Here is a 20,043-nt window from a genome sequence, read left to right as displayed (position 1 = left end):
AAGAACCAGCACAAATATTACAATAAAACTAGGGATGCTATCTGCTAGCAGTAGTAATTAATAGTAATGCTTATGATTGCCTTCTTCAATCAGATTAATCATGGTTATGCTCAAGGAGAGAGCACTGATGATATTTGAGGAGGATGTAATGAATGCAGATGTGCTGAAGAGGCTAAGGGCAATGATAGTAACACAGATGCTCCCTCCCCACAGATACGATGGTACTCTAACCATAGATGAAGGCAGGATACTCTTTGATGGTAAGGATCTTATCAGTAACGAGAGGTTCAGACTGAGCATACCTATGGATAGCATAAGGGATATCCATCTAGGCTTCGATGATCTGTACATAGGCAAGGATAGCAAGGGGAAGAGGTACCAGTTGAGCCCCATAAGGCTAAAGTATGTTGATGATACATCTAGGCAAAGGATGATCTACATCTTCCCTGAGTTCAGAGGCTTGTTCAGGACAAATAGCAGTGAGGAGGTGTACAGGATCCTAATGAATGCTAAGGTCAAAGAGGGTTAGCCAACAATAAATGCTGATGAAAGATTTTATCTAACCTCTCTGCAGTATTAAAGGGCATACAATGATGAGCAAGCCCTACTGAGGATTAAGATGATGAGGATCTTGAGTGCTGAGTTGCCCTCTCAATCTTACTATTCCACTATATAAGATTATAAATGGAGTAATTCAATAACTACTGAATTGGTATCTATAGAGACAACAGCAAGTCTAGAGAGCTTTAGGCGCTTCCTTATAGTAAGTACTTGTAAGTCTTTTATGCCAGAGAGTTACATGAGGGACCCTGAGGTATTCCCTGAGAGGGAGAACAGCCCTGGCACTATATACGTTGAGGCTGCAGACAAGGTTACACTGAAGAAGATTGGAGATATAACATTCGTTAATGCAAAGGATATACTTGGCATAATATACTCAAGCAAGAGTGGTAATACAAGGTTGATGTGGAGGCAGATAAGGAGGAGGATGGGTAAGGTTACTGGTACAGCATCTGTTAACGCTCTAGTCAACCTAGTTGAGAGCGGTGTATTAACTAGGGAATGGGTTGAGGAGTATTTGAGCAAGAGTGGGATAACATGGGAGGGAGAGAAGGGGAAGGGTAATGTTGAGGATGAGGGTAAGGATGTTGGTAGTAGTGGTAGTGATAGTGATAGTGATGATAACGTTGGTGTTGGAAGTAATAGCATAGGTATCAACACTACATCAGATGTGAGGCAGGAAACACGATTGAGTGTGGATATATGATGTGGGTAAATAAATAAAAAATTAGGCTATTGTTGCAGTCACTGGTGGAGCAAATGACAATAGCAACTGTAAGGATAGGTTATCGTATATAGGTGAACTTCCTCTACCTCTACTCTTTTCTTCCTTATCTTCTAACTTGCTCTTCAACCTCTCCTTATTGCAATAAGGAGATATGATGCAACTACTATGTATGCACCTTGCATAATCTGCACTATTATACCATATTAGTTGATTGGTAATACCCTCTCTGTTAGAGGGTTTGGCACTAGTAGCTATCCATAGTGTAATCAGTGCAGCATTGCCACCAACGCCTATGTAGAACCAGTAACTTTCATCTCTTCAACGATGGGATGATCCATAATAACTGTGCAACACCTGCTGCTAGGAATAGTGCTGCTGCAAACAGGAACCTCTCCCATAACATGGGAACATGAGCAGATGTATGATTCCTGTTATCCTATTGTTACTGCTGATGCGTAGGCTATAACTTCTTATCCATTATAATAGTATCATATTAGAAATATTTTTAATTTGATAATACATTAGTCTAATCATTTTGAATAATAATTGTAATATTTACGTATATTTTTCTTCTTATATATATGTTTTAGCTAATGCTATCCACCTACTCCAATCTACATGCTCATACTCAACTGGATCAGCAACTGGGTACCTTATCCATGATTTGACTACTGTGAACGTGTACCTCCTGCTACCGCTACCCTCATCATCCTTGAATACAAGCTTTAAGATGCTTCCATAACGCTTCTCCTCATAATCCATCTCTACTATGTTGCGCAATGGTATGCTAAGGTTCTTTACCTTATCGCTCTCAATATCTCTATACAGCATATCAAGTGTATAGGCCTTTGATACCCTAACTGGATCCTTGGATCTATGCAGTTCTTTAACCTGTACATCTACCTCCCTCCTCCATACATCAACGTTCATGCTTGTCTTTGAGATGAATGCTACCCTCTTGCTTGTAAGTACAAGTATGCCCTCTCTACCACGCTTCATGAACCCCTGCTCTCCTCCCCAGACAGAGTAGAGTGTAGAGAGTATCCTCTCCTCCCCCTTCATGATTCTATTATGATTAAGCAGGTTATTAAATGGACTGCTCATATACTAGGTCAATAATGTGCTAATTTAATCTATATTAGATATAAGTATAGAAAATATTCTAATAATGGTTGATTAGAATATATATGTACCTATTCATTACACCACTTGCTTTATAAATGATTAATAAATATATCTAGCATCGTTTTGCAAATATATGATAGTATCAAGGATTAAGAAAGTAATCAAATTTAGCATAGACCTTTAAATTATCCACAAAATATTTTTATCATATGATTACTAAATGATAACATGCGCAACCGTACTCTAGCAATAGTAGTAGGAGTAGCGATTGCTGCATTGATGCTGGCATTCACTGTTACAGAGCAGATTGCATATGCTGCACATGGAAGGGAGGTTAAGCCAAACGAGAATGGGAGCATACCATTTGTTGAGCCAGATCAGAACCCCCATGAATGCTGGACACCTGAAGGAGAACCATGTCCAATAGATAGAGGGGATACAGCATGGATGCTAACTGCAAGTGCTCTAGTACTCTTCATGACCCCTGGAGTAGCATTCTTCTATGGAGGGTTGGCAAGAAGCAAGAATGTTGTCTCTACTATAGGGATGTGCTTCATAGTGATAGGGATAATAAGTGTGCAATGGGTGCTCTACGGTTACAGTCTAGCATTTGGACCAGTTACAGAGGGAGTTCATAACTTCGTTGGTGACTTTTCATATGCATTACTCAATGGTGTATCACATGAGGCACCATTGGGCAACTATGAGTCTGGTACATGGATGAGCATACCACATCAGACATTCATGATATTCCAAGCAATGTTCGCAATAATAACCCCAGCACTCATAGTTGGAGGTTTGGTTGATAGGATAAAGTTCAGTGCATTCGTTATATTCGTAGTGCTATGGGCAACGTTCGTGTACGATCCAGTTGCACACTGGGTATGGGGTGGAGGCTTCCTCATGGATATGGGTGCACTAGACTTTGCTGGAGGTACTGTAGTGCATATAACCTCTGGCTGGACTGCACTTGCTGGTGCACTCATACTAGGGAGGAGGATAGGTTATGGTAAAGTAGCAATGGAGAGCCATAATGTGCCGATGGTTGTGCTAGGGGCAGCAATACTCTGGTTTGGATGGTTTGGGTTCAACGCTGGTAGTGGTCTAGCAGCAGATGGTAGAGATACTAGTGCATTTGTGGTTACAAATACAGCAACAGCAATGGCCTCTCTAGCATGGGTCTTCATGAGCTGGGCACATACTGGGAAGCCAAGCATAGTTGGTGCTGCAAGTGGTGCTGTTGCAGGTCTAGTTGCTATAACCCCAGCCTCAGGCTTTGTAGGGGTTATGGGTGCAATAATAATAGGGCTTGCCGCAGGTATAATATGCTATGCATGTGTAGTCTTCAAGAACAGGAGGAGATGGGATGATGCACTTGATGTCTGGGGAGTACATGGTATGGGAGGTACTGCTGGTGCAATACTGACTGGTGTGCTGGCAAATGAGCACATAGGAGGTGTTGCTGGAGGATGGGAGGGCAACTACATGCAGATAGCCATAAATGCTCTAGGCGCTGGTGTTAGCATAGCATACGCATTTGGTCTATCCCTGCTTATACTGAAGGTAATGGATATAGTATGGCCTGAAGGGATAAGGGTTACACCAAGAGAGGAGGAGATCGGGCTGGATATAGCACAGCATGGAGAGAAGGCATACGCAACTGCATAGTCTTCATCAAACAGAAATAGAAGGAAGGTTGATGGTACACCTTCTTTTCCTTTATTTTCTATCATACATCTCATCTAACCAAACTTAAATATTCCTAATGTGAGATATATACATGGTAAGAAGAAGACTGCTAGAGTTGAGTATATTCTCCATGACAGTACTTACCTTACTTGAGATAGTTCTGCTTACGAGTAACTCACCACCGATATTTAGACTAGTGTACATGATTGCCCCTATGCTTACAGTACCTATAGTGCTAGCAGTTGCATGGAAGAGATCTTTTGCTACTGTTATAATGGTTATAGGGCTACTATGTATATTGGGCTCTATGATCCTCTTACCTCATATGCTCTCCATAGGGAGTATAGAAGAGGATAGATTCTACATAATATCGCTCAGATCATTCCTCTTAGGCATGGCCATGGTTGTAATAAGCATGATCATGGTGTACAGGCCAGAGTTGCTCTATGCCAAGAACAGGCCTACAGATGATGATGGTGAAGGGGAAGATGGTATCAAGGTATGGGATAGTAGGAGTAGCAGCAACAACAGGGGGATGGTTAATGGTACATTACTAATACCATTACGCAAACTCTTGGATGATAGAGAGAATATGCTCTTACCAGTGTATAGGTATGTACTTGTGACCATAGATGGTGTAACATATCTTGTATCTCCAGATGATTATGTTCCTGTTGGTAGTATGGTGGTTAGAAGGAATGGTATGTTCATAGGAGTACGCAAGGTATTGTAGGTAGATATGCAGAATACACGTAGATAGATAGGTAAGTAAGTACTATGATCCATTGAAGATAAAAGAAAGGGTTGGTTTGTAAGTACTATATATGCTAATCTCCAATCTTCTCCTCTTCCTTAACATCTCTGCTGATACCTTCCTCTTCTTCCCTCCTACCCCCACCTCTAGCTGCCCTTATACTGAACCATATTGCAGTTGATGCAGCAAAGGTACCAGCCATAGCATACATATGTGCTATGAATGCCTCTGCCATTACAAATATTATGAGCGTTAGATATATTAGATTTAGTTAGTAAAATATGCTTCTTAATGATACTTTTCACGTTTTAATGATTGTAATAAATATCCATATTCTAGAACAGAATTGTTATTATCAGAATGGTGGGGCCGCGGGGATTTGAACCCCGGACCGCCAGCGTTCCAGCATCTGAGCATTGAGCATGGTCCCCAGGTTCACCACCATCCTTCCATCTACCAGTATATGTTAGTTCTGGTATCCTAGACCAAGCTCTCCGCCAGCATGCATCTTAGCATGCTGTAGACGACGGCCCCTTCCAGCACTCATCTACAAGCACTACTCTCTTTATAAAATTTTAAACCAAGTGATGTAAGGAGTTCATTAAACTTATCCTTGCACATATCCAACCTATACATCCTCAAGGCATCAACTATCCTACTCTTATCCCTGCATAGGCCTAGCATATCTGCAAGTGCTCTACCCTTCCCAAACAACAGGTAGTTTGCTGCAGATGTTACATTTGTTACCCTCCTGCTCATGCTTGAACTCTCAAAGTCTATTATACATGCCTTGCTGCCTATTATCACATGCCTATCCATCCTACCCAACTCCCCATGGTCAAGCCCTATACTATCGAGGAGGAAGCACTGCTCTAGGATATCCTTCAACATAGACTTTACGTATGTATAGTTATTGCAATTACCTGTATTGGTATAATAGCTGTGGTTCCCTGCTACTATATCCTTTGCATTACCACCACTACTACCTCCAAATTCCCTAACAAACTCAATCATATGCATCCCATCTATCAACTCTATAGCAAGTAGGTTCCTGCTGTATGCTATCAGCCTTGGACCAATACCAACACCATTAGCTATGGCAAGCATCCTTGCCTCATGCTCCATGCTTATTCTGCCTGAATCGGTCCTCATCATCTTGAGTGCTACAACCATCTCATTGCAAACATCCTCCAAGCTCCTGCTGCTACTACTGTTATTATTATTATTATCATCATCACTACTACCATTCCTTACACTATTTACACTGCTGTTCTTATCAAGTACTGCCTTTACAACTATGCTGGTACAGCCTTTGCCTAGTATAGGCAACCCATTTATAATGCTCTTACCTTCTAGCACTATCCCCTTTACACCAATGGACTCAATCTCCTTCACCCTATCCCTTGCAATCTCTACACTCCTGCTAGGATACGCTACTATGTCTATGAATGGTTCTCTGAGCAGATGCTCGATTGGTACTATGCTACTCTTCTGCAAATGCAAACCTATCATTTACAAGCATATACTCTACTATCTTCTTTACTACAGATGCTACTACAACAACATCATCCTTGCTGCTATTACTACTCTTAATGAGCATCTCTACCTCATCCCCTGCATATATCTTGAACCCATTGCTCCTTATATCATCCATCAGCCCTTTACTTATCCCACTACCCTCTAGATTACTCATTATGTTATCTATTAACTGCCTAGCATCGTGGAACCTTCTCTCTGCCAATGCTAGCAACCTACCATCCTCATTGCTTATCCATAGCAACATACCCCTATTCTTTGAGATGAACTTCTCAGCATTATTAGCATCGAATACCTTTGGGCCATACTTGAGCACTATACGTGGTATAGTTGGTGATTCTAGCATGAATGATATGAATGCATTTGAGCCATCTGTATAGCATGCATACCTTAAAACCTTGAAGTTGTTGATAGAGAGTTGCTTTGCTATAGCACTTGCACTACTCTTCAACTGTCCCCATATTATATCTTCACTCCTTGGAGAGTGTTTGAAGTGCACTATAATGATGTTCCCAACCTTGCTATGATCTATCATCCTTGCATGATCATCAGCAGTAGTGTATGTGAAGTAGTTGATGCTAGGCCTCCTCAGGAAGTTCCTTGCTGAGAGTATGAACCTACCAACGCTCTCATACGATATTGCTAAGCCTAGGTTCCTGCTTGTATCAACTGGATCAAGTATTATTATAGGGCTATTGCCCATCTGCACACTTGTTACTGCTCTAGCATGTACGCTTCTACTCTTGCTGCTACTACCATCACTATTACTGCTACCTCTGTTACTGCTACCACCTATACCATACTCTCCCCTATGCATTGCTGAATCTATTGCTATAACTTCCTTCTCCCTCCATCTAGATGCGCCCTTTAGTGCGTTAAGGAATGAGCCATACTTGAGTATAAGAACCTCACATACATAGCCAGAGAACCCCTGCACTGCTATCTCTGCACCATAAACGCCTATCACCTTCATGAACCTCTTGAGTAACCTAACCTCCCTCCTCTTTTCATCATCCAATGCTTTGAGCATATACTCTGTATGGTAAGGGCTCCTATCTGCTGCACTCTTCCACCTCCCTATCTCAACATCATAGCATGGTACAACGTTTATCCTAACCCCATCCATAATTGCTTCAACGTATGGATGCTGTGCATATCTAAGGTAAGGGTTGATATCATGCAATGCCCTTAAACCAACATCCATTGCTACTGCTTCAAACCTCTCCTCATCCACATCTGGCCTTATCTTCAGGAATATATCGATATCAACGCTCTCAGCAAGCCATGTATCCTTTGCATAAGAGCCAACTAGAACAACACCGCTAACCTCTCTATACCCTACTGCAATATCCTTGACCCTCTTGCTATATGTATCTGCTATATAGCCTATCCTTCTCCTATCATCTATGCTTGGTTCAACCAACCTGTACGCTTCCCTGATAACCCCATCAAGCTCAGATGCTGACATTTACAACAACTCCTCTTACCTTGCTTGCCTATTCATTATTTGCTACCCAACCCACTTGATGCCTTTATACTGAACATATCCGTATATACAGGTCCTTCACGCATCAGATCACTCTTCTTCACCTTTATCTCATCCAGCGTATCGCTACCAAAGTATGTACTGCTATGCTTACCTATGGCAGTTGCAAGAGCATCACCACCAACATCTTCACTTCTCCTAGACCTTGTCCTATTGCTATTACCTTCCTTAACTCTAAGTAGTGTGATATGTGGTGTGAACTGCTTATCACTCTTGAAGCCTAAAGGCTTGAGCCTATCCTCAACCCCCCTTGCTATATCTGTGAGTTTAGATGTAGTATTAGGATCAACACCAACCCAGATGATCCTAGGATGCTTCATACTAGGGAATGCTCCCACACCTCTATACACAACGTTCACTGGCTCAAAGATCATGTTTGAGAGCCTCTCCTTTACCCTCTCAAGCATGATAGAGTCTATCTCGCCAAGGAAGAGCAGGGTGAAGTGCAACTGCTCCTTACTTACTGGTTTTGCATTTAACCCTAGGCTCATGAACTCTCTCTGAACTTTAAGCATATTGGCTATTGAGCCCTCATCCTTTACATCCATTGCAATAAACACACGCATGTTCATACTTCTTTCTCTCTAACTTAAATATAGTCCTAACTTACCTACCTACTATCATCTATCTATACTATGTAAAGGCTATAATAATGGTTGTAGAGAGGTATGGTATTGAAAAAGAAGAAGGATAGACCCTTAATAGTATGCATAACTGGATTACCTGGTTCAGGCAAGACAACGGTAGCAGATGCACTCAAGGGTATAGGGTTCACTGTAATAAGCATGGGCGATGTTGTAAGAAGGGAGACTGAGAAGCGAGGTCTTGAATTGACAGATGCAAACCTTGGCAGGATCATGCTTGAGTTGAGGAGCGTCCATGGACCAGATGCCATAGCCATGCTTGTTGGTGAGGATATAAGGAGGTTGAGTGCAGATGAAGAGAGCAAGGGTAGTGAGGAGAGAGGCAAGGGTAACGGGAAGGGCAACTGCTACTTTGCTATAGATGGACTCAGGAGTATCAGAGAGGCTGAGAGGCTTAAGGAGTATGGTGTTGTTAAGGTACTTGCAGTTCATGCATCAAGGGAGAGGAGGTTCAACTTCCTTCTCAAGAGGGGGAGGAGCGATGCACCATCAGATATCAAGGAGTTCTATGCAAGGGATAAGCGTGAGATTGATGTTGGTATAGCGGAGGCTATAGCGTTATCAGATGCAATAGTTAGCAATGATACAACTAAGGATGAACTTGTAAAGCATGCTATTGGTGTTGTTCAACGTTGGGTTGAAGAGTACAGTAGAGATGATAACCAATCATTCGATTAGAGAGGTAGAGAGAAGTAGGTAGAATGGAGAATGAAGAGGAGGGCTTGCTTATTCTAAAACGTATTATTACCTATCTCCATCATGATCTGTGGATATATATGTCTGATAACAGTTTGGAATCAACATTGGTAGATGTAGGGGTTGAGTGTAAGGTGTACCCATCTGAGGACCCAAGCAAGGTTATAAAGGCTGTAAAGAATGTGATAGATGGACTTGAGCTTGTTCATGAGGATGATATGGTTAGGGCAAGGGCATCTCTAAGCATAGATGCATTATCAAAGATGAAGAGGCAGATACAATCAAGGCAAGTGATGGATACATTCAGGAGGATTATGCTTGAGAATGAGAGCGAAGATGGTTACCTTACATGGCTTTATTTGAACAAACAGGCTGCATATGCTGGCTCCATAGTTGTATGTGAGGATGCAGATGAGTCCCCATTAGGACCAATAAAAGTAACGATAAGGAGTAGAGGGATGAAGGTTAGAAGGGTAATAGATTGGCTGACAAGATGATGAGAAAGAAGTATGAATTGCAGATAAGATTATCTAGCATATCTAATGAGGGAAATATATAGTTCTGCTCTTTTGATACCGTTTGTGTGATGCGCAAGTTAAACACCACGTATAGTAGATGAGGATTATGGCTATATATAGATGGATAGCAGAAGTAGAGTCAGCATTCTCTTCCTTTAAAAGGATGTTTGATGGTGAGCATGTTATGGCTAGAATGTATAAGATTAAGAGTTAACAAAGGTATCATTATTATACAACCTACTTAACATACAGTAGATAAGGTTATGATTATGCAGATAAGTTAGATCTCATCTATAATTAATCAATAAATCAGTTATTCAATAGAGCAGTAAGCTAATCAAAAGCTAACATATCTGTATTTAAGGATGCTAGAGAGATGGTAGATAGAGAGGTTAATGCTACAAAAGTTCAGGATAAAGACAACTGATGATTATAGTAGGGTTAAGAGAGCAATAGAGGATATCATACATGATCTAGAGGCAAAGTTACACAGGGATAGTTACATATCATTCAGCAACCTTATGGAGAGCATGGGTTGGAGGTTCTTCACCATCAGCCTAGATATAAACTTCATAGATGATATGGGCAATGTTATGTCAGGACTGCTAAGGGCTAAAGGGCATACTTATCTTGACAAGTTTGCAAGCTACCTCCAATCAAGGCTTAGGGGAGAAGGATTCAACATCATTGTTGAGATATACTATAATGAAGAAGAGGAGGAGGAAGGTGGATGAGTATCTCTAGCATTCATGTTTGCATCTGTAGCATTAATGTTTGCACTCTCTGCAGATATGCTCTTCTTCTTACCTCTACCCTTCCTAGCACTGCTAGTACTCTTACCCTTGCCTTTGGGGTTCCATGCATAGTATGTCTGACCATACCTCTCAACAGCCCTTATTGGGAAGTACTCCTCCCTTGCTATTGATTCTACATACCTTGCCCTTAGCATCTGGCATATCTGGTATACAGTTGTCATATCCAAGCCTGTATGCTCGCTTATCTCCTCCTGCGTCCATGCCTCATCACTATTCCTCTTGAGGAACTCCTTGATTATGAGTACTGGATCATTAGACTCATCAAGTTCAGCAGCAGGTATAGGCATGAACCTCTTACCAATAGTGTATTATTAAAACCTTCAGTAGGTTTTTAATACTATGCTTGCTCATAGTTGTTATGATAAGGATTGAGGGCTCATCAAAGGACCTGCTCATAGAGGTAGAGCCTAAGGATGATGAGATGGGCATAGGCTATTTCATACCAAAGGATACATTCTCCATATTCGATTACAAGGTTAGAGGCAAGTGGCCATTCTCAATACCCCATAAGGGCTTAGCCATGCGCTATATAATAAACAAGAGCTTTGAACTTGCTAACAGTGCTGGTATAAGGACATGCTTCATAGAGGCTGTAGAGCATGGATGCAAGGTTCATGTGGTTAGGGTTCCTGGAAGGGAACTCCCCCTTAACCAGATGGAGATAGAGATAGGTACAAGGAATAGGATGGTTGATCTTGAGTTCATATTCAACTACTATCTTCATCCAAGGTCATCCTTGCTAGCAGATATGAGGCAAGGCAGGAAGGATTACAAGGCATACGGGTTTACAAGCATGCCAGAGGGAGGGGAGTTGATACCAGCATCTGCAAGTGGTGAACTAATCCTATCATACACAACCAAGTACGATAAGAGGGGTGACATAAGTTTAAGCAGAGATGAGGCAAGGATAAGATCAAGGCTTACAGATGAGCAATGGAGCAAGGCACATGAACTGATAAAGGAGTGCACCATGCTAATCTGCAGATATGCTGAGAAGAGAGGGTTGCTTAGGTTCGATGGCAAGTATGAGGTTTATGTTGATTCTAATGGTGATGTTGGGTTAGCAGATACCTTTGGGAACCCAGAGGAGGATAGGTATATGCTTGAGATAAGGGATGTGAGCATGGTTGAGAGGTTCCTTGACTTCTACATGAGGAGGTGGAGGCTAGATGCATCAAGGATAGATGCTGTAAGGGATGGGTTGAGGAGGATGATGGGGAAGAGGCATATGGTTGATGTAAGCAAGCAGTTCCTAAGGAACTGGTACATAGATAATGGGTGGAGGCAACTATATGTTAGTGGTAAGTCAGATGTGCCCCCAACTATGCCTAGGGATGCTATATCTGCATACACAGACTGCATGCTCTCATTTGCATCACTATGGAGCGACAAGACAGCAGAGATAGTTAATACAACTGGAGTACTTGTTAGGCCAATAGTAGAGGTTGCATCAGAACTCTATGCCCTTGAGCATCTTAACAGGAGTAACCTGTTACCTATGGAAGGTTTATGAAATGGTAGATTGAAGTAATGCTATGGATGAGAGGAAGCAAGGTGTAGATACTATATCATCACTAATAGCGTTGGTATTTGATACAAGCATATCCATACTTATACTCCAAGCAAGGATCATGTTGCTACTGAATAGGCTAGCAGGTTCATGGTTAAGCAAGTATGTTGAGTTCCTTGAGGGCGAAGCAGGGAAGCCTGTAAGGGAGAGGGTAAAGGTAGAGTAATAATAAGCAACAAGCAACAGAGCAGATTATCCCATAATCTTGCAATGGGTAATAGTGATTATGCAGCCATTACTCACGTTCAAACGTGACTATCAACTCTGAGCCTTGAAGTCTTGCCTTTGATAGCCTCATCCCTACAGTTGCAGATGGCAGTGGCACTATATTCACTATGTTACCTGTAGTACTCCTAACCCTTATGGTTAGTTGATCCCCCAAGCGCTCCAACTCAAAGTCATCCTTCTCTGTGAATGGCACTCTAAACCTCATGCTGAAGCTATCATCCTTGTACTCAAACGTGAATATATCCTCTTTGAAGAATACATCTGCTGGATCATAATCCCCAAACAACTCCCTTGCATACCTCTCAAGCATATCAATGCCCCTCAACTCGCTCTCAAATAACCTTGCCTTCCTTATAGGGATAGGGTAGAAGTTCATCTCAGCATCCCTTACATACTCTTCCTGCTGCCTTATCCAGCCAGCAAAGTAAGGCTCATCAACCTTAGGTATTATCTTGTTTATAACAGCAAGGTCAACGTTAAGTCCAAAGAGGTTTGCAGCCATCAATGACCTCTTTGCATTCTCTATGCTGAATAGATCTGGGTTTGCAACAAGCCTTATACTTGTAAGCCCCCTATCCTTGAGTATATCTGCTAACCTCTCAAGCTTGCCTATAAGTTCAATCTCAGTCTTGATAACATCGGAGGATGGTGCAGGCATCTTTGCGATGGGTTCTATGATCCTTGCCATCCCGCTGAATAGTCCTGCAAAGCTGAAGAGCCTCCTACTCAGACTTCCAACCAACTTTGGTAGGTATAGGTATCTTAACGCTTCACCAGATGCCATCATATCAAGTATAACAACATCATAATCGTTGCTATAGGATAACTCCTCAAGCCTTAGCATTGAGAAGATTTGGGTCATCCCAGGGAGCATGGCTATCTCATATGCTATGGTCTCATCTATACCACGGGAGGAGAAGAGCGATGCAAAGTATGCTAGGAGTTGCTGGTACTGCTTACCCATCTCAACAACAGGGTCTATCTGCATTGCGTACAGGTTCTCCTTAACTAGTGTAGACTCATTCCCTATATGCATGTTGAAGGCATCGCTAAGTGTATGTGCTGGATCAGTTGACATCAAAAGCACTCTATAGCCTAGTTTTGAGCATGCAAGTGCTGTAGCACAGGATGTTACAGTCTTGCCTGTGCCTCCCTTGCCAGTGTAGAAGATAACCCTCTTCATATCCCAATCATAACTGCTAACTCACCTTTTAATCTTTAGAATCATATCATATCTATACAACTAGCCATCAATACCATCAACAATAGCAGAGAAATAGCATCACCTAGTTGATCTTGCTGTTGTTATTATTATTATTACTACCATTACTGCTAATACTAATGCTACTGCTACCATTTGCTAGCATCATTGTAAGCATACAGGAGGAGCATATACCACTAGCAGTACTACACTCCCTTGAGCATACACTACATCTATACCTCTTAAACTCAAGGTTATCCCTCAGCACTTTAGATACCTTCAGTATGGTTCTAAGCATATTGTACTTTATGCCAGGATGCTTCTGCTCTAAAGCATTAAGGAACTCCCTTATGCTACTCCTTATCCCTTCGTTCATGTATGGGCACTGCTCACTCTGGAATGGTATATCGTTGATAAGGGCGTAGAATGCTACCTCATGCTCATAAACCTCAAGTAAAGGCTTCACCTTCCTCAAACCATTGGCATACTCTACAGGCTCTGGGTACATCCATGCTATCCTCTCTACATCACCAGCAGAGATGTTTATGATGAATGTTTGGAGCATATCATCAAGGTTATGTGCTGTTGCTATAACATCTGCACCAACAGCCTTGGCAATAGAGTCTATAGCCTTCCTCCTAAATGTTCCACATATTGAGCATGCGCTCATGCTGATTGCCTTCTCATCCCTTGCCTTAAGTGCTTCCTCAAGCGTGCTTCCAAACAACTCCCTGTAGGATAGGATTGCATGCTCAACATCAAGCATTGAAGCAAACTCCCTTGCAATCTTCAATGATTCATCCCTGTAACCTGTTATACCCTCATCTATAGTTACTGCTACAAGTTCATTACCATGCCTTCTAGCACTCTTGCTCAGTATATGAAGGAGGGATAGGCTATCCTTGCCCCCAGAGACTGCAACAGCAACCCTGTCTCCATGCTTTATCATGGAGTACTTTGATATGGTTCTAGCAACCTTCCTCTGCACAGATCTTGTGAAGCATCTAGAGCAAAGATACTCTCCAGAGTAATGCCTATAGTATACACTCTCAGCACTGCAGTATATGCAAGGTTTAACGCTCATACCCATTACCTTCCCTTCCCATATTCTTCCTTCCTTCTCCTTCTTTTATTCATTAACTTATTTATCTATAATACTGCCCTATCTTCTCCTATACTATCTTACATATACTCCTCTATCAGATCAATAGTTCTTTCACAACACTCTTTTCTATACTATCTAATCTAATCTCCTTCTCTCTACCTACGTTTATCCTTGTACTTTACTCTCTGCTTGTACCTGTGCTTGTGGCTGTGGCTGTACATCTTGCCCTTCCTGTATCTTCTCTTCCTTCCCTTTCTCTTCTACTCGTTCAACCTCCTGCACTCTCTTCTCTGCCTCTACTTCAGCCTCTACTTCTGTACCTGCGCCCTTTCCTTCTCCTTCTCTTTCTCCTTCCCCTCCTCCTTCCTTTCCCTTAACCTCCTCAGCCCTCTCATATACCTCAATGAACCTTATACTCTTCACACTCTGCACATACCTGAAGATATCATTGGCTATAGCACGCTTTATGATCTGTAGACCCTCCTGCATATAATATTCCTTCGGTACCATAATCTCCATCGTACCAGAGTTGAGTGATAAGCCTAACTTACTGGCATCTACAGGCATCCTCCTCCTTATCAATGCTGTTGCCTTCTCCATATCATCCTCAAGGCACTTGAGTACCTTGAACCTATACTCTATGGTTCTTCCAGCAAGCCTATGGTTGAAGTCTATCTGCACCCTTCCAGAGCTTATCGATCTTATTATCCCAACCCTATTATCTATCTCAATAACATCACCAACGTTCACCTGATCAGCCTTATCCCCTAGCTTCCTCAATGGGATGAGCCTAACCTTGTTTGGATCCCTAACACCAAATGCCTTCTCTGGCGGTATCTCTACAGTCATCTCTTCGTTAAGGTTTGCACCAAGGAGTATCTCATCGAACCCCTTTAGTACCCAGCCATCCCCAACAGATACAAGCCTAGGCTCATATACCTTGTTAGGATCATGGATGTTATGCTTCTTTGCCTCCTCCTCGCTAGTTGTATCTATAACCTCGTTTGTATCCTTAACCCTAGCAGTGTAATCCACAAGTAGCAACGAACCCTTGCTGAATGGCATGCATATGGCTTTATGATGCTCCCCTTATTAATCTTAAACCAGCAGATGATCATAATGTAATTATATGGTAGAGCAAAGATCACTAGAGCAGATTTAGTGAGTAAGTAGGGTATATGAGTTGGGTATATTAGGGAGACAGATTGTAAGTTAACATCTAGAATTATACGCTATTATCTTGACAAACCCGAGATATTCTAGTTTGAGTTGTTGGTATCAGATCAGTTTAGAGAAGGGGTAGTGGTAGCCTTGACCTTTGCATTAAGCATCTCTAGCGTTGATGTTATTGATGATAGAGTTCTCTTAACATGGTAGCCATTGACCTCGCCCATGCAGCCTATCCTCCACACCTTGCCCTTCAACTCACCAAACCCTCCAGCAACAAGGACCTTGAACTCATTTGCTAGAGTGCTCCTGAACCTCTTATCCTCAAGCCCATCTGGGTACTTTAATGCTATTACAGTGTGTGATCTACACGATGGCTCAGCAAAGTGCTCAAACCCCATCTTTGCCAATGAGTCATAGAATACCTTTGCACACTCCTTATGCCTTTTTATCCTTGCATCTAAACCCTCCTCCTCTATGATGGTCAATGCCTCATGTAGAGCAAAGTACAATGATAGTGCAGGTGTGAATGGTGTCTCTGCATTCTCCTCATAGTACTTTAGGTACCTTGGGAGGTTGAGGTAGAGTGTGTTTGGTGGGTTATCCTTCATGAACTTCACAGCCCTCTTGCTTAGAGAGAGTGGTGCAACTCCTGGAGGTGCAGCAAGGCACTTCTGGCTTGCTGTTACACATATATCAACGCCCCATCTATCCACAGGTAGATCATCTCCTCCTAGATTTGATACAGCATCAACCACAAAGTATGAGTCATCCCTTGCAAGCATATCCTTAACCCTATCAAGCCATGTTATCCTTGTGCCTGTAGATGTCTCATTATAAACAACGTAGAGAGCCTTTATATTCTTGTTATTCTCATACGCCTCCTTAACCTGCTCATATGATGGTATGCTACCGTATGGTGCCTTTACCTTTATTGCCTCTCCTCCAGCAAGTTCTATCATCCTTGCTAGCCTCTCACTGAACTCACCATTAACAGGGATGAGCACCTTATCACCCTTACGTACAAGGTTCACAACAGATGCCTCAACTGCACCAGTACCACTACTCGTTAGCACAACAACATCATTCTCAGTCTGGAATACATGCTTTAACTTCTCCTGCAGTGATCTGTGCAGTACTCTAAAGTCATCACTCCTATGGTTTATTATTGGTGCAAGCATAGCCTGCATAACCCTGTATGGTACATTTGTAGGTCCAGGGATCATCACTAGATACTCTGGTGGATACATCATAAGCAAGAGTGTATGTAGACTCTTACATAAACCTATTGTTAGTGCTAAATCAATCTATGTATAATAAGTTGATACCACCATTACTACTAACCATAACCATGCCTATGCATATCTACACCTCTCATAGCATAGAGCATCTTAACCCTCCTCACACCATCAATAGCATCTATAACTGATGCAACATGCTCTGGCACTAATTGCCTCCAATCCTCCCCATTGGCAATCCTCCTCCTAACCTCAGTGCCAGAGAACTCTGCCCTATTAAGCAGAGGCACCTCCCTCACCTCCTTGCCTCTTCCATACTCCTCGAAGAGCATCTTGCTGAATGGATCGTTTGTGAAGACAACATCGTATCTAGGCACGAGCATGTTCACCTGTGCAACCCAGAGGTAGTGTATGCTTGCATCATACACTGGCACTGCATGCCATCTCCTTGAATCTATTCCATGTGCATCCAATGCATACTTTATCATCTCCAACCTCTCGCCTGCTGTGAATGGGTTCCTAGGCTCATGGCTCTTATCTGCTGAGCCTATAACTAGCCAGAGCATATCCATGCTCTTCAATGCATACTCAACAGCACTAAGATGCCCAAGATGGAATGGTTGGAACCTTCCTACAAGTAGTCCATGCATATAACTATGCAATATCATCCTCTAAATAAACCAGATGCTTAATCTAATCCAAACAAAAAGATAGTTAACTAGGCAGATGATGGTAAGAGGTATGGAGTTAATAAGGATAGATGGCTCGTATGGGGAAGGAGGAGGGCAGATACTTAGAACAGCAATAGCGTTATCTGCTATAACCAAGAAGCCAATTGAGGTATTCAACATAAGGGCAAATAGACCCAATCCAGGGCTTAGACCACAGCATGCTAGTGCAGTTAAGATACTTGCAGAGGTATTCAATGCTAGAGTAGAGAATGCTGAGGTAGGCTCTAGCATGATAAGGTTCTTCCCAGGGGAGGAAGGCTATGGTATGGGTAGTGATAAGAGTAGTAGCGTTAGCGGTGATGGTAGTAGTGGTGTTAGAGGTAATAGGATGGATATAGGGACAGCTGGGAGCATAACCTTAGTACTTCAGGCACTGATACCTGCAGTAAGCATATCTGGCAATAGGTTGGAGATGGAACTAGTTGGGGGTACAGATGTGAAGTGGAGTCCAACAGTAGATTATATGAGGTATGTTGTAAGACCAGCATTCAAAGCCCTAGGCATAGAGTTCAACATATCCGTTAAGAGGAGGGGTTACTACCCTATAGGAGGAGGAGTGGTGCATGTAAGCATAGAACCATGCAAGAAGGTGAAGGCAGTAGATCTGCTTAGTGCTCCAAGGCTTGATGCAAGGATAATCAGTGTATGCTCAAACTTGCCAAGGCATGTTGCTGAACGGCAGGTTGCTGGAGCACTTGCAAGGCTTGAGAAGGAAGGGGTAAAGTGCGCTCATACATCAACCCTGCTTGAGCCAGCAGCATCACCAGGCTCAGCACTGCTTGTTTACTGCAGTAGTGATTATGGACCATTCATAGGGGGAGATGCTATAGGGGAGAAGGGCAAGAGGGCAGAGGATGTAGGCTCTTACGCAGCCTCTAGGTTCTTAGAGCCATACATGAGTAATGCAACTGTAGACCCTAACCTTGCAGATATGCTTGTACTACCATTGAGCCTTGCTGATGGTAGATCAAGGTATACAGTAAGCAGTGTATCAATGCATCTAGACACCAACCTGTACATTGCTAGCAGGATAACCTCATGCAGATATAGTATAGAGAGAGTAGGTAGCACTGATAGAGAGAGTAGCCTCTACCAAGTTACAATAGAGCCAACGTTAGAATGAGTCTAACATGGCAGCAAGGAAGAGTACTGTAACTGATTGAGTAGCAAGCATATTCCCTAACAGTATAGATCTCTTCCTAACCTTCCTCATCAGGTTTACAGAATCGTTTACATCTATATTCATATTGGAGATCTTTATATGCATTAACCAAGTTATAAGCATTGAGATAACAACCCCTACCTTAATGAAGAGTATACTTCCATACATGGTGCTAAGCAAGAACTCTGGTCCTGTAACTGCCTTGTATACGCCAGTTGCTAAAAGCACTGCTATTGCTGGTATAGCAACCTTGTTGAACCTCTTCCCTATACTAATGGTTAGGTTGAACCTCTCAACATCATTAAGATTTGACCTGAGTACTGGAGCAACCACCATGCCTATAAATAGTGTGCCTCCAACCCAGATGCTTGCAGCAAGGAGATGTGCCCATGTTATCAGCGCTTCATGTATCAGCAATCTTGGTTAAGATCTTGCTAAAGCATTATATATATTAACCTCATCCTCAAGTAAAGATAATAATAACCTACTGCTATAATTCAACTGATCCAGATTGCTAACACTAGGGCGAAGGGGTAAGATGGTTGTTATAGGTGCTGCTGTAGTGATGGTAGCAATATTCATGGCAGCATGGTACCGTACAGTTATAGAGGAGGGGGAGATTGCAAGATCTGTTAGGGTGAGTGTACAGAGCATAAGTGTGAAGGATGTGGATTTCAACAACAACACCATGACACTAACCATAAACTTTGGGATAACCAATCATACAGATAAGATAATAACAGTATCCAAGATAGACTATGAGGTTATCGCTGAAGGGATTACACTTGGGAGAAACTTCCTCTCATACGAGGATGTTGCATTGGTAGGCAGACCCCCTGTATTCACCAAGCAGACCACAACCCTTAGTAGTGAATTTAAGTTCAATTACAACAGCAGTATAGATGGTGCATGGAATAGACTGATCAGGGGAGATGTGGATGGTGTAGAGTGGAACATCAAGGGTACAGCAGATATAGAGACTGCATGGAGCATAATACCTGTTACCTTTGATGAGTACCTCTGATTCATG

The 20,043-nt window shown here is 42.3% G+C and carries 22 protein-coding genes and 1 pseudogene; 11 read left to right on the top strand and 12 right to left on the bottom strand.

The features are described 5' to 3' along the window. Nucleotides 1–100: 100 nt before the first annotated feature. On the top strand, nt 101–529 hold the full coding sequence (locus tag CRG89_RS00980) for a hypothetical protein (protein ID WP_103286528.1): 429 nt from the start codon (nt 101–103) through the stop codon (nt 527–529). Nucleotides 530–709: 180 nt separating this feature from the next. After that, nucleotides 710–1,087 (top strand): annotated as a pseudogene (locus tag CRG89_RS09140) (hypothetical protein); the annotation flags it as partial. A 774-nt stretch (nt 1,088–1,861) separates the two neighbouring features. Here the strand turns inward: CRG89_RS09140 and CRG89_RS00970 are convergent. Further along, nucleotides 1,862–2,392, bottom strand: coding sequence for a hypothetical protein (locus CRG89_RS00970; RefSeq protein WP_148695283.1), 531 nt, complete (start codon nt 2,390–2,392; stop codon nt 1,862–1,864). Nucleotides 2,393–2,641: 249 nt separating this feature from the next. Here CRG89_RS00970 and CRG89_RS00965 point away from each other — a divergent pair, with 249 nt between their 5' ends. Together CRG89_RS00965 and CRG89_RS00960 are read left to right on the top strand one after the other, a co-directional pair. Beyond that, nucleotides 2,642–4,081, top strand: coding sequence for an ammonium transporter (locus tag CRG89_RS00965; protein WP_197706627.1), 1,440 nt, complete (start codon nt 2,642–2,644; stop codon nt 4,079–4,081). Between the two features lie 112 nt (nt 4,082–4,193). After that, on the top strand, nt 4,194–4,835 hold the full coding sequence (locus tag CRG89_RS00960; RefSeq protein ID WP_103286526.1) for a hypothetical protein: 642 nt from the start codon (nt 4,194–4,196) through the stop codon (nt 4,833–4,835). Nucleotides 4,836–4,929: 94 nt separating this feature from the next. Here CRG89_RS00960 and CRG89_RS08530 read toward each other — a convergent pair whose 3' ends face one another. From CRG89_RS08530 to thpR, 4 genes are all read right to left on the bottom strand, one after another. After that, nucleotides 4,930–5,091, bottom strand: a complete 162-nt coding sequence (locus CRG89_RS08530) for a hypothetical protein (protein ID WP_158648646.1) — start codon at nt 5,089–5,091, stop codon at nt 4,930–4,932. A gap of 308 nt (nt 5,092–5,399) precedes the next feature. Then, nucleotides 5,400–6,353 (bottom strand): hypothetical protein, encoded by a 954-nt coding sequence (locus CRG89_RS00950; RefSeq protein ID WP_148695284.1) that lies wholly within the window; start codon nt 6,351–6,353, stop codon nt 5,400–5,402. After that, on the bottom strand, nt 6,340–7,860 hold the full coding sequence (cca, locus tag CRG89_RS00945; protein ID WP_103286524.1) for a CCA tRNA nucleotidyltransferase: 1,521 nt from the start codon (nt 7,858–7,860) through the stop codon (nt 6,340–6,342). The genes CRG89_RS00950 and cca overlap by 14 nt, the downstream gene beginning before the upstream one ends. Before the next feature lie 35 nt (nt 7,861–7,895). Then, the gene (gene thpR, locus CRG89_RS00940; RefSeq protein ID WP_103286523.1) at nt 7,896–8,510 is read right to left on the bottom strand and encodes an RNA 2',3'-cyclic phosphodiesterase; all 615 of its coding nucleotides are present in this window, start codon (nt 8,508–8,510) and stop codon (nt 7,896–7,898) included. 102 nt (nt 8,511–8,612) lie between these two features. On the opposite strand from thpR, the gene CRG89_RS00935 reads away from it, so the two are divergent. The 3 genes from CRG89_RS00935 (at nt 8,613) to CRG89_RS00925 (ending at nt 10,530) form a co-directional block, all read left to right on the top strand. After that, nucleotides 8,613–9,260 carry an AAA family ATPase gene (locus CRG89_RS00935; RefSeq protein WP_197706628.1) on the top strand — a complete coding sequence of 216 codons (648 nt, stop codon included), beginning with the start codon at nt 8,613–8,615 and terminating at the stop codon, nt 9,258–9,260. A 125-nt stretch (nt 9,261–9,385) separates the two neighbouring features. Then, the gene (locus CRG89_RS00930; RefSeq protein ID WP_158648645.1) at nt 9,386–9,775 is read left to right on the top strand and encodes an RNA-binding domain-containing protein; all 390 of its coding nucleotides are present in this window, start codon (nt 9,386–9,388) and stop codon (nt 9,773–9,775) included. A 416-nt stretch (nt 9,776–10,191) separates the two neighbouring features. Beyond that, on the top strand, nt 10,192–10,530 hold the full coding sequence (locus tag CRG89_RS00925) for a hypothetical protein (protein ID WP_103286520.1): 339 nt from the start codon (nt 10,192–10,194) through the stop codon (nt 10,528–10,530). Here the strand turns inward: CRG89_RS00925 and CRG89_RS00920 are convergent. Beyond that, entirely contained in the window at nt 10,497–10,898 is a 402-nt protein-coding gene (locus tag CRG89_RS00920; RefSeq protein WP_103286519.1) for a hypothetical protein, read from the bottom strand. The genes CRG89_RS00925 and CRG89_RS00920 overlap by 34 nt on opposite strands. Nucleotides 10,899–10,969: 71 nt before the next feature. Between CRG89_RS00920 and CRG89_RS00915 the strand changes: the two genes are divergently transcribed. Together CRG89_RS00915 and CRG89_RS00910 are read left to right on the top strand one after the other, a co-directional pair. Further along, nucleotides 10,970–12,124, top strand: a complete 1,155-nt coding sequence (locus CRG89_RS00915) for a phosphoribosylaminoimidazolesuccinocarboxamide synthase (protein WP_103286518.1) — start codon at nt 10,970–10,972, stop codon at nt 12,122–12,124. A 22-nt stretch (nt 12,125–12,146) separates the two neighbouring features. Further along, nucleotides 12,147–12,347 (top strand): hypothetical protein, encoded by a 201-nt coding sequence (locus CRG89_RS00910; protein ID WP_103286517.1) that lies wholly within the window; start codon nt 12,147–12,149, stop codon nt 12,345–12,347. Between the two features lie 69 nt (nt 12,348–12,416). Here the strand turns inward: CRG89_RS00910 and CRG89_RS00905 are convergent, their stop codons facing one another. The 5 genes from CRG89_RS00905 to CRG89_RS00885 form a co-directional block, all read right to left on the bottom strand. Next, the gene (locus CRG89_RS00905) at nt 12,417–13,592 is read right to left on the bottom strand and encodes an ArsA family ATPase (RefSeq protein ID WP_103286516.1); all 1,176 of its coding nucleotides are present in this window, start codon (nt 13,590–13,592) and stop codon (nt 12,417–12,419) included. 103 nt (nt 13,593–13,695) lie between these two features. Continuing rightward, complete coding sequence (locus CRG89_RS00900; protein WP_197706629.1) at nt 13,696–14,694, bottom strand: TIGR00269 family protein; 999 nt, start codon at nt 14,692–14,694, stop codon at nt 13,696–13,698. A 186-nt stretch (nt 14,695–14,880) separates the two neighbouring features. Next, complete coding sequence (locus CRG89_RS00895; RefSeq protein ID WP_103286515.1) at nt 14,881–15,780, bottom strand: peptidylprolyl isomerase; 900 nt, start codon at nt 15,778–15,780, stop codon at nt 14,881–14,883. Nucleotides 15,781–15,998: 218 nt separating this feature from the next. Further along, the gene (locus tag CRG89_RS00890; protein ID WP_197706630.1) at nt 15,999–17,135 is read right to left on the bottom strand and encodes a pyridoxal-phosphate-dependent aminotransferase family protein; all 1,137 of its coding nucleotides are present in this window, start codon (nt 17,133–17,135) and stop codon (nt 15,999–16,001) included. Nucleotides 17,136–17,221: 86 nt separating this feature from the next. Further along, on the bottom strand, nt 17,222–17,770 hold the full coding sequence (locus tag CRG89_RS00885; protein WP_103287845.1) for a nicotinamide-nucleotide adenylyltransferase: 549 nt from the start codon (nt 17,768–17,770) through the stop codon (nt 17,222–17,224). Nucleotides 17,771–17,861: 91 nt separating this feature from the next. Here CRG89_RS00885 and rtcA point away from each other — a divergent pair, with 91 nt between their 5' ends. Beyond that, complete coding sequence (gene rtcA / locus CRG89_RS00880; RefSeq protein ID WP_158648644.1) at nt 17,862–18,974, top strand: RNA 3'-terminal phosphate cyclase; 1,113 nt, start codon at nt 17,862–17,864, stop codon at nt 18,972–18,974. On the opposite strand, the gene CRG89_RS00875 is transcribed toward rtcA, so the two are convergent. Beyond that, entirely contained in the window at nt 18,966–19,430 is a 465-nt protein-coding gene (locus tag CRG89_RS00875) for a DUF4149 domain-containing protein (RefSeq protein WP_103286513.1), read from the bottom strand. The genes rtcA and CRG89_RS00875 overlap by 9 nt on opposite strands. Before the next feature lie 121 nt (nt 19,431–19,551). Here CRG89_RS00875 and CRG89_RS00870 point away from each other — a divergent pair, with 121 nt between their 5' ends. Next, on the top strand, nt 19,552–20,037 hold the full coding sequence (locus CRG89_RS00870) for a hypothetical protein (protein ID WP_148695285.1): 486 nt from the start codon (nt 19,552–19,554) through the stop codon (nt 20,035–20,037). Nucleotides 20,038–20,043 lie beyond the last annotated feature (6 nt).

The organism is Candidatus Nitrosocaldus islandicus (assembly GCF_002906215.1).
Lineage (GTDB): Archaea > Thermoproteota > Nitrososphaeria > Nitrososphaerales > Nitrosocaldaceae > Nitrosocaldus > Nitrosocaldus cavascurensis.
The sequence above is the reverse complement of the archived record's forward strand: the minus strand, read 5'-3'. Positions and strand labels throughout refer to the sequence as shown.